The sequence below is a fragment of the Xanthomonas chitinilytica genome (assembly GCF_026107455.2).
Lineage (GTDB): Bacteria > Pseudomonadota > Gammaproteobacteria > Xanthomonadales > Xanthomonadaceae > Stenotrophomonas > Stenotrophomonas chitinilytica.
The window spans coordinates 280,452-292,572 of the sequence record NZ_JAPCHY010000003.1 but is presented as its reverse complement, the minus strand read 5'-3'; the positions used below and the strand labels follow the sequence as shown (position 1 = coordinate 292,572).

9 protein-coding genes are annotated in these 12,121 nt (G+C 70.7%); 3 read left to right on the top strand and 6 right to left on the bottom strand.

The window, feature by feature from the left end; all coding sequences use genetic code 11:
- Window positions 1-196: 196 nt before the first annotated feature.
- Window positions 197-1,180 (bottom strand): LysR family transcriptional regulator, encoded by a 984-nt coding sequence (locus tag OK345_RS05255; RefSeq protein WP_265126874.1) that lies wholly within the window; start codon window positions 1,178-1,180, stop codon window positions 197-199.
- A 156-nt stretch (window positions 1,181-1,336) separates the two neighbouring features.
- Here OK345_RS05255 and cysG point away from each other — a divergent pair, with 156 nt between their 5' ends.
- From cysG to OK345_RS05240, 3 genes are all read left to right on the top strand, one after another.
- Window positions 1,337-2,797 (top strand): siroheme synthase CysG, encoded by a 1,461-nt coding sequence (gene cysG / locus OK345_RS05250; RefSeq protein ID WP_265126873.1) that lies wholly within the window; start codon window positions 1,337-1,339, stop codon window positions 2,795-2,797.
- Between the two features lie 22 nt (window positions 2,798-2,819).
- Window positions 2,820-3,779, top strand: coding sequence for a cysteine synthase A (gene cysK, locus OK345_RS05245; RefSeq protein ID WP_265126872.1), 960 nt, complete (start codon window positions 2,820-2,822; stop codon window positions 3,777-3,779).
- 322 nt (window positions 3,780-4,101) lie between these two features.
- Window positions 4,102-4,713 (top strand): O-acetyl-ADP-ribose deacetylase, encoded by a 612-nt coding sequence (locus OK345_RS05240; protein WP_265126871.1) that lies wholly within the window; start codon window positions 4,102-4,104, stop codon window positions 4,711-4,713.
- Window positions 4,714-4,849: 136 nt separating this feature from the next.
- Here the strand turns inward: OK345_RS05240 and OK345_RS05235 are convergent, their stop codons facing one another.
- The 5 genes from OK345_RS05235 to OK345_RS05215 all read right to left on the bottom strand — a co-directional run bounded on the left by OK345_RS05235 (window position 4,850) and on the right by OK345_RS05215 (window position 12,115).
- Window positions 4,850-7,144, bottom strand: a complete 2,295-nt coding sequence (locus OK345_RS05235) for a hypothetical protein (RefSeq protein ID WP_265126870.1) — start codon at window positions 7,142-7,144, stop codon at window positions 4,850-4,852.
- A gap of 112 nt (window positions 7,145-7,256) precedes the next feature.
- Window positions 7,257-8,261, bottom strand: coding sequence for a class I fructose-bisphosphate aldolase (locus OK345_RS05230; RefSeq protein ID WP_265126869.1), 1,005 nt, complete (start codon window positions 8,259-8,261; stop codon window positions 7,257-7,259).
- A gap of 256 nt (window positions 8,262-8,517) precedes the next feature.
- On the bottom strand, window positions 8,518-9,984 hold the full coding sequence (pyk, locus tag OK345_RS05225) for a pyruvate kinase (protein WP_265126868.1): 1,467 nt from the start codon (window positions 9,982-9,984) through the stop codon (window positions 8,518-8,520).
- A 314-nt stretch (window positions 9,985-10,298) separates the two neighbouring features.
- Window positions 10,299-10,940, bottom strand: coding sequence for an HAD-IA family hydrolase (locus tag OK345_RS05220; protein ID WP_265126867.1), 642 nt, complete (start codon window positions 10,938-10,940; stop codon window positions 10,299-10,301).
- Window positions 10,937-12,115: a phosphoglycerate kinase gene (locus tag OK345_RS05215; RefSeq protein ID WP_265126866.1), complete on the bottom strand. Its 1,179-nt coding sequence runs from the start codon at window positions 12,113-12,115 to the stop codon at window positions 10,937-10,939. The genes OK345_RS05220 and OK345_RS05215 overlap by 4 nt, the downstream gene beginning before the upstream one ends.
- Window positions 12,116-12,121: the final 6 nt, after the last annotated feature.

Here is a 12,121-nt window from a genome sequence, read left to right as displayed (position 1 = left end):
CCCGCCCGCGGCGGTGCGACCCTTTGTCGCACGATGCCGGTGGAGCGGACCGCATGCGTCGCCCTGCGGAATCGAATGCGCTGCCTGTTCCCGATCGCGACCGACGTCGCTGCTGCAGGAGTGCCTGCCTTTGGCGGAAGCGATGCCGGTCGCGGGCCTCGCGTGCGGACCGCGCCGGTTCCATCGCCGCGCCCGGCTAGCTGGTGATGGTCTGGGTCAGCGATTCCCAGGTCGGCGGCGTCGGCCAGTTCGGTTCCTGGTTGCCGTCGAGCACCCGGCGCAGGTCGCGCTTGTCGATCTGCGGCGCCAGCACGTGCACCAGCTCCAGCGCGTAGTCGCGCAGCACGCGGTCGCGCGGCAGCACCGCCCAGGCGATGCACTCGGGGATCGCCTCCGGCGCCGGCCATGCGCGCAGATCGGCGTCGCCGGCGCTGATCGCCATCTCCGCCAGCAACCCCACGCCCAGCCCGGTGCGCACGTAGGTCTTGATCAGGTCGGCGTCGAGCGCGGTCAGGGCGATGTCCGGTGCCAGCCCGTGCGCGGCGAACGCGCGCTGCAGCGACGAGTTGGCACGGGTGGAGGATTCGTAGCTGATCAACGGCTGCGCCGCCAGCGCGGCCAGGTCGGGGATGCCGCCGGCCCGGTCCAGCGCGTGCCCCTTGGGCACCAGCACCAGCCGCCGCCAACGGTACAGCGGTACCGCGATGCCGGCGCCCGGCTCGCTGCCGGCGGTGCTGATCACGGCGATGTCGGCATCGCCCTGGCTGAGCAGGTCCAGCGCATCGCTTTCGGCGGCCTGCTGCAGGTGCACGCTGACCTGCGGATAGGCCTGCTTGATCCGCGCCACCGCCGGCGGCAGCACGAAGCGCGCCTGGGTGTGGGTGGTGGTCAGGATCAGCTGGCCCTGGCTCTCGCGGCGCTGGTTGGCGGCGTAAGTGCGGATGTTGTTGGCCTCGGCCAGCACCGACCGCGCCCGCGCGATCACCTCGGTCCCGGCCGGGGTCACCGCTTCCAGGCTGCGGCCCTTGCGCACGAACAGCAGGAAGCCCAGCTCGTCCTCCAGCTGCTTGAGCTGCTTGGACAACCCGGGCTGGGTCGCATGCACCCGCGTGGCCGCCAGGGTGATGTTGAGCTCGGCGTCGGCGATGGCCACCAGGTAACGGAGTTGGGTCAGCGTCATCGGGAGCGTGGCAGCCGGGTGCGGAGGTGGGAAACCGACTGTAGATCAATTGCCCCCACAGTTTGATAACCGAAAGTTATTAAGCAGTTGCATCAGGTCATTTCCGGCCGTCATATGCCCGGGATACGGTCTTCCGCTCATCCGGAAAGGCCTGCCTTGAACGCTCCCCTGTTCCCCCTGTTCGCCGATCTGCGTGGCCGCCCCGTGCTGGTGGTGGGCGGCGGCGCGGTGGCCGAACGCAAGGTGGAGGCGCTGCTGCACGCCGGCGCCCTGCCCCGCGTCGGCGCCCCGCAGCTGACCCCGCGGCTGCACGAACTGGCGCAGGCGCAGCGCGTCGAATGGCTGCACGGCCATTTCGAGGAGAGCTGGTTCGCCGGCAGCCTGTGGCTGGTCATCGCCGCCACCGACGATGCCGGCGTCAACCAGGCGGTGGCCGCGGCGGCCGGACTGCGGCGGCTGCTGGTCAACGTGGTCGACGACGCCGGCCTGTCCTCCTTCCATGTACCGGCCGTGGTCGAACGCGGGCCGTTGCAGATCGCCATTTCCAGCGGCGGCGGCGCGCCGATGGTGGCTCGGCACGTCCGCCGCCAGCTGGAAACCCTGTTCGACGACGCCTGGGGCGCGCTGGCCGCGCTGTTCACCCGCGAGCGGGCGCGCATCCTGCGCCGCTTCCCGGCCGCGGCCGAGCGCCGCGGTTTCTTCGATGCGCAGATCGCCGGCCCGCTGCTGCGGCTGCTGCGGCAACAGCGGCCCGAAGCGGCGCTGGCACACCTGCAGGCGGCGCTGGCCGACGACGGCGCCGACGCACCCGCGGCCGGCTCGGTGGCGCTGGTCGGTGCCGGCCCCGGCGACCCCGGGCTGCTCACCCTCAACGCGCTGCGTGCGCTCAACCAGGCCGACGTGATCCTGCACGACCGCCTGGTCAGCGACGCGGTGCTGCGGCTGGCCCGGCGCGACGCCGAGCGCATCGAGGTCGGCAAGTCGGCCGGCGGCCGCAGCGTGCGCCAGGAACAGATCCACGCGCTGATGCTGCAGCATGCCCGCGCCGGCCGCCGCGTGGTGCGGCTGAAGGGCGGCGACCCGTTCGTGTTCGGCCGCGGCGGCGAGGAGCTGCAGTTCCTGCGCGCGCACGGCATCGCCTACGAAGTGGTGCCCGGCATCACCGCGGCGCTGGCCTGCGGCGCCTATGCCGGCATTCCGCTGACCCACCGCGACCACGCCCAGTCGCTGCGCCTGGTCACCGCCCACTGCCGCGACTCGCTCGATACCCTGGACTGGGAGACTCTGGGCCGCGAGCGGCAGACGCTGGCCTTCTACATGGGCGTGGCCGGGCTGGAAACCATCCGCGAGCGGCTGCTGGCCGCCGGCCGCGGCCCGGAGACCCCGTTCGCCATCGTCGAGAACGGCTCGCGCCCGCAGCAGCGGGTGGTCGCCGGCACCCTGGCGACCCTGCCCGACACCGCCCGCCAGCACCGCGTGGCCTCGCCGGCGCTGCTGATCGTGGGCGAAGTCGCCGCGCTGGCCGACACCCTGCACTGGTTCGGCGCACCGCCGCTGCAACCGCCATCCTCACCCACCGCAAAGCCCGCCTCGCGCAAGCTGGCGCATGCCGCCTGACCCGTTCACGGAGAACTATCGAATGGCCATCCACGACAGCATCCTCGACACCATCGGCCGTACCCCGGTGGTCAAGCTCGGCCGCCTCGCGCCGGAGGGACGGACCCTCTACGCCAAGGTCGAGGCGTTCAATCCCGGCGGTTCGGTCAAGGACCGCCTGGCGCTGGCGATCATCCTCGACGCCGAGCAGCGCGGCCTGCTCAAGCCCGGCGACACCATCGTCGAGGCCACCTCCGGCAACACCGGCGTGGCGCTGGCGATGGTCGCCGCCGCGCGCGGCTACAAGTTCGTCGCCACCATGGTGGAGACCTTCTCCATCGAGCGCCGCAAGCTGATGCGCGCCTACGGCGCCAAGGTCATCCTGACCCCGGCCGCCGAACGCGGCACCGGCATGGTGCGCAAGGCGCGCGAGCTGGCCGAGCAGCACGGCTGGTTCCTCGCCAGCCAGTTCGCCAACCCGGCCAACCCGGCCTACCACCGCAACACCACCGCGGCGGAGATCCTGCGCGACTTCGCCGGCCGGCGGCTGGACTACTTCGTCAGCGGCTGGGGCACCGGCGGCACCCTGACCGGCGTCGGCCAGGTGCTCAAGGTCGCCCGCCCCGAGGTGCGCATCATCGCCACCGAACCGGCCGGCGCGGCCCTGCTCAAGGGCGACGAGTGGAAGCCGCACAAGATCCAGGGCTGGACCCCGGACTTCGTGCCGGAGGTACTCGACCGCGAGGTCTACGACGAGCTGTACTCGGTCGGCGACGACCGCGCCATCGAGGTGGCGCGCCGGCTGGCCGCCGAGGAAGGCATCTTCGTCGGCATCTCCGCCGGCGCCACCGTGGCCACCGCGCTGGAAGTGGCGCAGAAGGCACCGGAAGGCTCGGTGCTGCTGGCGGTGCTGCCGGACACCGGCGAGCGCTACTTCTCCACCCCGCTGTTCGCCGACGTCAACGAAGGCAGCGACGACGACTGGCTGGCCGGCCTGCCGTAAGCGCGCCCGACCGCTGCATTCCCTCCGGGGCCGCCGATGTGCGGCCCCGTTTTTTTGCTTCATCGTAGGAGCGACGTCAGTCGCGACAGGGCTTTCGCGCGGGCCCTTCCGCAAGAAGAGCCCACACGCATGGGCGGAAGATTCGCACGGGGAAGCCCTGTCGCGACTGACGTCGCTCCTGCAGTGCCGCCCCCTGTCCGGGTTCCCTGATCGCACCCTGTGAGACGCCTCCGGCCGAGCATTCGCGGCCGCCGCCAGGTCCCGGCCCGGCGGCCGGAGGCCATCACATTTTCCTCATCCGGGTAAGGACGATGATCGACGCATGAAAATCGAGGTCTGGCAAGGCGACATCACCGGGCTGGCCGTGGACGCGATCGTCAACGCGGCCAACGAATCGCTGTTGGGCGGCGGCGGCGTCGATGGCGCCATCCATCGCGCGGCCGGCCCGGAGCTGCTGCGCGAATGCCGCCAGCTGCCGGAACTGCGGCCGGGCGTGCGCTGCCCCACCGGCGAGGTCCGCGCGACCGCCGGCCACCGGTTGCCGGCGCGGCACGTGCTGCATACCGTCGGCCCGGTCTGGCGCGACGGCCTGCACGACGAGCCGGCATTGCTGGCCAACTGCTACTGGCAGTCGCTGCGGCTGGCCGAGCGGATGGAACTGCACTCGATCGCCTTCCCCGCGATCAGCTGCGGCGTCTACGGCTACCCGCTGCAGCAGGCGGCGCGGATCGCCGCCACCGAGACCGTGGCATGGCAGCGCAGCCATGCCGAACCGCGGCGCATCATCCTGGTGGCCTACAACACCGCCACCACCCAGGCCTACCGGCAGGCGCTGGCCGCGCTGGGCCACGGCACCGCCGGCAACCCCGACGCACTCCGTTCGCCGCAGCGGGCCGATGGCGCGCTGCCGCTGCCGGCCGGCAGCGGTCTCTGAGGTTCCCGCCCGCGGCGGGGAGCAGCGCCCGGACGCCGGACGGATCCCGCCCCGGTCAGCATCGATGAAGGCACCGCGGTGCCGGCCCGGAGGTACCACGGGGTGTCGCCGCTCCCGTGCTGCCGGTACCGCCCGTTCAGCGGGTGGCGGCGCCGCGCAGCACCAGCTCGCGCTCGGCCGTGCGCGGATGCACGCGCACGAACTCGATGGCCTCGGCCTTGCCCCAGAAGCGCAGCATCGATCGGTCCTCCACCGTGCGGTTGGCCGGGAACTCCGCCAGCCGGCGACCCTGGCCGTCGCGGGCGACGAGGGTGCCCTCCTTCATCGCGCGCTCCACGTCTGCGATGCAGGCAGCCGCGACACCGACACGCCCGTTGCCGCGGTCGTCGAAGCAGCCCCCCTCGCCGATCCGCTCGTGTACCGGCTCCAGCCGGGACGGACAGCTGGCCGTCACCACGACGTCGTCGCCGGCGAATCCGTGGGCCGGCACCAGCCAGCCATCCCAGCCCGGATCATCGGGACCATCGCGGTAGGCGGTGAACAGGCGGGTACGCAGGTGGGCTTCCGACCACATACCGTCGGCGACCCGCGGCGTGACCTTGCAGTGCTGCACGGCGGCATCGACCCATTCGCCCCGCAGCGGCACCCTCACTTGGTAGCCGCTGTCGTCGGCCACCAGCGTGTCGAACGCCGCCAGCAGCTCCTGCCCGGACACCGCCGCGGCCAGCGGATACAGCGGCTCGGCGGCATGGCGCTCGCCGACCGGTCCGTCGCCGTCGATCATCCCCCCGCCATCGGCGAAGACCCAGGTATCGCGCTCCCATGCCAGGGAATAGCGGCGCAGCTCCACGGCGGCGATCGGCTCTTCGGCCACCACCCGGTAATGCCAGTCACGCGCCTGCGTGGCCAGTGGCGGCAACGGACCCGCGCCCGCGGTGCGGGCATCGTGGTTGCTGTAGGCGATCGGGATATGGCGCAACGGCTCGCCCTGCGCATCCAGCGGCACCACGACCCAGATATCGCCCTGCGCCGCATCCGATGCGGTCGTCAGTTCGGCCCAGTGCCGCGACCATTCCAGTCGCGGCGACGCCCCGTCCGGCTGCCGCCCGACGGCGACCACCTTGCGCTCGCCCAGCACATGGCCGGCCAGCTCCACGTCCAGTTCGATGCGGTCCAGCGCATCCAGCGCGCCGTCGGGCAAGCCCGGCGGCAGGCGGAAAGGGAACTGCTCGTCGCTTTCGTCCAACTCCAGGTCCGCATAGCCGACGCTGTTTTCGAACAGCCGGTTGGGAACCACGGTCAGGCCGGCCAGTGGCCGACCGTCCGCATCCAGCAGGCGCGCCGCATGCAGCCGCATCCAGAAGCGGCGCGGCCGGATACTGCCGGACTCCACCGAATACTGCGCGCTCAGCCGCAGCTGCTGCCGCGGCCCGTTGGCGGGCGCGAGATCGAACACGAGACTACCGGCGATGCGCTCGCGTTCGCCGGCAGGGAGCTGCGCAAGCGCCATCCTGCCGATGGCGGCTTCGACGTCCAGCAAGGCGTCCTCGTCCACCACGCCGTCGCGGAACAACGGCGAGGCCGCCAGCTCGGCGAAGTTGTCGCGGTACGCGTTCCAGTCCGCCTCGTTCCAATGCACCGACGTCATCATTCCGGCATGGCGCTGGCTGATCGCCAGCACCTGCATCCGCATCGGCCCGTCCTGGCCGGGCACCAGTCCGTCCGGCAGCGACAGGGTCAGCCGCGCTTCGACCGGCAGGCCGCTTTCGCGATGCACGACCTGGTACCCGTCCAGCACCGTCCCGATCTTCGCATCGCCGCGCACCTGCAATTCGACCCGCTGCGCATCCAGCGCCATCACCTGCATCGACCACGCCAGTTCGCCCAACCCGGCTACGGTCTGCGTCTCCCGCAAGCGCTGGCCGAGGCGCAGCTTTTCCGGCAGGACGAATGGCCGTACCCCCACGCCCTCCATGACCTGCGCCAACGCCTCGCGCACCTGCGGCCGATGCTCGGCCAATGCCTCCAGCGCCTGCGGATCGGCCGCGCCGACCGCGACCACCTTGCCGCTGCGGTTGAGCCGGGTCTCGATGCCGCCGGTCAGGAACGCGATCACCGCCGCGTCGTCGCGGTAGCGGGCATCCAGTCCGTACGAATCGCCGCGCTGGCCGCTGCCGGCATCCGCCTTGAACCAGACGGTGCGCGCATGCAGGCGGCTGCCCGACGCGCCGGTCTCCAGCGTCACCGGCATCAGCGCCTGCTGGACGATCAGCGCCTTGCCGTCGGCCGGGCCGATCTGCTGGCGGACGTAGTAGACGTCTTCGTGGCGGGTCTCGGCCGCCTGCGCGGCGACGCCGCCGAGCAGGCCGAGCAGGCCCAGCGCCAGGCTCCGCAGGAGGCGGGCCGGCGGGCGGGAAAGGATGTGGTCCATACGTATTGCTCCAGGGTGCGTTGAAACGGAAACGCCGGCGCGAGGCCGGCGTTCCAGGAGGTGGTGCGGTCGGCACCGCGCCGGGATCACCCCGGCACGGCGCAGACAGGCATCAGCCTTCCCACTTGCCCAGCGCGGCCAGGCCGTTTTCCTTGGCGCGCTCGTACACGGTCTGCTGGGCCTTGGCGTAGTTGCCCTTCATGTCCTTGGCCCACAGCTTCAGCGCGGCCTGCTGCATGGCACGGCCGTAGGAGAAGCTCAGCGGCCACGGCAGGTTGCCCAGCTGGTTCATGGCGTTGAGGTGGGCGGTGGACTGCTCGTCGCTCTGGCCGCCGGACAGGAACACGATGCCCGGCAGGATCGCCGGCACGGTGCTCTTCAGGCACATCACGGTGGACTCGGCCACTTCCTCGACGTCGGCCTGCTCGTCGCAGCCCTTGCCGGAGATGACCATCGAGGCCTTCAGGATGGTGCCTTCCAGCACCACGTTCTGCTGGTACAGCGCGTCGAACAGCGAGCGCAGGGTGGCCTCGGTGACTTCGTAGCAGGTCTCGATGTCGTGGTCGCCGTCCATGATCACTTCCGGCTCGACCATCGGCACCAGGCCGGCTTCCTGGCACAGCGCGGCATAGCGGGCCAGCGCGTGGGCATTGGCCTCGATGCAGGTGCCGGAGGGGATGTCCTCGCCGATGTTGATCACTGCCCGCCACTTGGCGAAGCGCGCACCCAGCTTGTAGTACTCCTGCAGGCGCTCGCGCAGGCCGTCCAGGCCCTCGGTGACCATCTCGCCCGGGCAGCCGGCCAGCGGCTTGGCGCCGGTGTCGACCTTGATGCCGGGGATGATGCCGTGGTCGGCCATGTACTTGGCGAACGGCACGCCGTCCTTGGTCGACTGGCGGATGGTCTCGTCGTACAGGATCGCGCCGGAGATGTAATCGCCCAGCTTCGGCGTCGTCAGCAGCAGCTCGCGGTAGGCGCGACGGTTCTCCTCGGTGTTCTCGATGCCGACGCTGGCAAAGCGCTTGGCGATGGTGCCGGTGGATTCGTCGATGGCGATGATGCCCTTGCCCGGGGCGACCATGGCCTGGGCGGTTTCGGCCAGCTGTTCGATGCTCATGTATTTCCTGTGGCGGGTGCGGGAAAACATGAATTATAGCCGTCGTCCCCCGTGAACTGGCCGTCCACAAGGTCTGGAAACGCTTTCAGGCAGGTTCCCCGGCAAACGCCATGACCGATGCCGCTGCCGCCCATCGGCTGTTGCGGGCTGCGCTGCCGCACGCCTTCTCCACTCGCGGCAGCGCGGGGAATCCTTGCGCCAACCCCGCCGATCCCCATCGCGGACCGGCGCGAATGCCCCGGGTGGTTCTTCTCCGCTACAGCTCGCCCAGGCCGCTGGCGCGGCCGTCCGGCCCCACTTCCAGCAGGCGCAGGGTGTTGGTGGCGCCGTGGGTTTCCATGTGCTCGCCGCTGGTGAACACCACGCGGTCGCCCGGCTGCAGCCGGTCGGCCTCGACCAGCAGGCGGATGCTGCCGCGCGCGGCCTCGCGCGGGGTCAGGCCGCGGCTGTCGAAGTTGATCGGGAACACGTCGCGCATCAGCGCCATGCGCCGGCGCGCGCCGTCGTGGCGGGTGATGGCGTAGATCGGCGCGGTGGCGCGGAAGCGCGACAGGAAGCGCGCGGTGCCGCCGGATTCGGTCATCGCCACGATCGCGCGCACGCCCACGTGCTCGGACAGGAACATGGTGGCCATCGCGATGGCCTGGTCGGCGCGCTCCAGGTTGCGCTGCGCGGCGCCGAAATCGGTCTCGGTCTGGAACTGGCGCTCGGCGCCCAGGCAGATGCGCGCCATCGCCTCCACCGCCTTGACCGGATAGGCGCCGGCCGCGGTCTCGGCCGACAGCATCACCGCGTCGGTGCCGTCGATCACCGAGTTGGCCACGTCCAGCACCTCGGCGCGGGTCGGGATCGGGCTTTCGACCATCGACTGCAGCATCTGCGTGGCGGTGATCACCACCTTGTTCTGCGCCAGCGAGGCCTTGATGATCTTCTTCTGCAGGCCCGGCAGCTCGGCGTCGCCGATCTCCACGCCCAGGTCGCCGCGGGCGACCATCACCACGTCGCTGGCCTCGACGATCTCGGCCAGGTTCTCGATCGCCTCGGTACGCTCGATCTTGGACACCAGCGCCGCGTCGCTGCCGTGCTGCCGGGCGATGCGGCGCGCTTCGTTCATGTCCTCGGCGTTGCGGCAGAACGACACGGCGATGAAGTCCACGCCGATCTTCGCCACGATGCCGATCAGTTCCTTGTCGCGCTCGGTCAGCGCGCCCAGCGACAGGCCGCCGCCCTGCTTGTTCAGGCCCTTGCGGTCGGACAGCACGCCATCGTTGAGCACGGTGTTGACGATGCGGTCGCCCTGCACTTCCACCACCTGCAGCTGCATCAGGCCGTCGTCGAGCAGCAGCACGTCGCCGGGGCCGACGTCCTGCGGCAGGCCCAGGTAGCTCACGCCCACCTGGCTGGCGTCGCCGGCCGGCGCGTCGGACGAGGCGACCAGGTCGAAGCGGTCGCCGGCCTTGAGCGTGACCCGGCCTTCGGCGAAGCGGTCGATGCGGATCTTCGGGCCCGGCAGGTCGGCCAGGATGCCCACTTCCACGCCCACGCGCTGCGCGGCCGCGCGCACATCGGCGGCACGCTTGGCCTGGCCGGAAGGATCGCCGTGGGAGAAGTTCAGGCGCACCACGTTGACGCCGGCGCGGAACAGATCCTCCAGCACGCCCGGCGGGTCGGTGGCCGGCCCCAGGGTGGCGAGAATCTTGGTACGGCGCTGACGTTCGATCATGGTACTTGGGCTCCCCGGTAAAACAGCGAAATTAGCACACCGCACACGACGCTATGGGTCTGTCCCGGAAAGGATTTTCCGCCTTTCCGCGATGTCCTGCAGACAACCGGGACAGGTCGTCCAGACAGCCATGGCATGGCGACACGGGATGTCCGGCAAGCGTAGCGGGCCGGTCAGCCCGGCGTCGCGGCGCATACGTATGCGCCATCGCGCTGGCCCGTGGCCGACCGCCCGGGTGCGGGAAGGGACATCCACCCGTGCGGGCAGGACAGCCGGGACACCGGACGCGGCGGCCACCGGCGCCGGCCGGCCGCTCAGCCCAGCAGCGCGGGCAGGTCGTGCGGTCGCTGCGCCAGGTGCAGGGCGCCGGCCGCGCGCAGCTCGGCTTCGCCACCGAAGCCCCACAGCACGCCGATGTTGCGCATGTCGTGGTGGCGCGCGCCCTCGATGTCCATCTGCCGGTCGCCGATCATCCAGCAGCGGGCCGGCTGCAGGGACAGCCGTGCCAGGGCCTCGGCCACCAGTTCCGGCTTGTGGCTGCGCGAACCGTCCGGGGTGGCGCCGATGACATCCTCGAAGCAATCGCCGAACGGCAGGTGCTCGACGATGCGCTGCGCATGCGGTTCGTTCTTGGCGGTGACGACCGCCAGGCGATGGCCGGCCTGCTTCAGCGCGCGCACCACGTTGCCGATCTCCGGGTAGATCTCGTGCTCCCTCCAGCCATCGCTGTCGAAACGTTCGCGATAGTGGTGCACGGCCTGCTCCACCCGCTCCGGATCGCCGAATACCGGGGTGAAGCTGGTGCGCAGCGCCGGTCCGATCCAGCGCCGGAGCTCGCTCTCCGACGGGATCGGCTGGTCCATTTTTTCCAGCGCATACGCCACGCAACGGGTGATTCCCAGCGACGATTCGATCAGGGTGCCGTCAAGATCGAAGAACAGCGTGTCGCGGCTCACGAACCGCGCACCTCCAGCGCGGCCACGGCCGGCAGGGTCTTGCCCTCGAGGAATTCGAGGAACGCACCGCCGCCGGTGGAGATGTAGCTCACCTCGTCGGCGATGCCGTACTTGTCGACCGCGGCCAGGGTGTCGCCGCCGCCGGCGATGGAGAAGGCGCTGGAGGCGGCGATCGCCCGCGCCAGGGTCTCGGTGCCGCCGCTGAAGGCATCGAATTCGAACACGCCGACCGGGCCGTTCCAGACCACGGTGCCGGCGCCGGCGATCAGTTCGGCATAGCGCCGGGCGGTGTCCGGGCCGATGTCCAGGATCAGGTCGTCCTCGGCCACCGCGTCCACCGCCTTCACCGTGGCCTCGGCCTCGGGCAGGAACTGCTTGGCCACCACCACGTCGCTGGGCAGCGGAATGTCGGCGCCGCGCGCCCTGGCGTCGGCCACGATCTTCTTCGCGGTGTCGATCAGGTCCGGCTCGTACAGCGACTTGCCCACGCCGTGGCCGGCCGCGGCGATGAAGGTATTGGCGATGCCGCCGCCGACGATCAGCTGGTCGACCTTGCCGACCAGGTTGGACAGCAGTTCCAGCTTGGTGCTGACCTTGCTGCCGGCCACGATCGCCAGCAGCGGCTTGGCCGGCTCGTGCAGTGCCTTGGCCAGCGCGTCCAGCTCGGCCATCAGCAGCGGGCCGCCGGCGGCGACCGGAGCGAAGCGGATCACGCCATGGGTGGACGCCTGCGCGCGATGCGCAGTACCGAAGGCATCCATCACGAACACGTCGCACAGCGCGGCATACTTCTTCGACAGCGCCTCGTCGTCCGCCTTCTCGCCGACGTTCATGCGGCAGTTTTCCAGCAGCACGACCTGGCCCGGCGCCACGTCCACGCCATCCACCCAGTCCTTGACCAGCGGCACCTCCTTGCCCAGCAGTTCGGACAGGCGCCTGGCCACCGGCGCCAGCGAATCGGCCTCGCTCCACACGCCTTCCTTGGGCCGGCCCAGGTGCGAGGCGACCATCACCGCCGCGCCCTTCTCCAGCGCCAGTTTCAGCGTCGGCAGCGAGGCGGTGATGCGCTGTTCGGAGGTGATGCGGCCGCTCTCGTCGATCGGCACGTTCAGGTCCTGGCGGATCAGCACACGCTTGCCGGAAAGGTCGAGGTCGGTCATGCGAACGATGGACATGGCAGG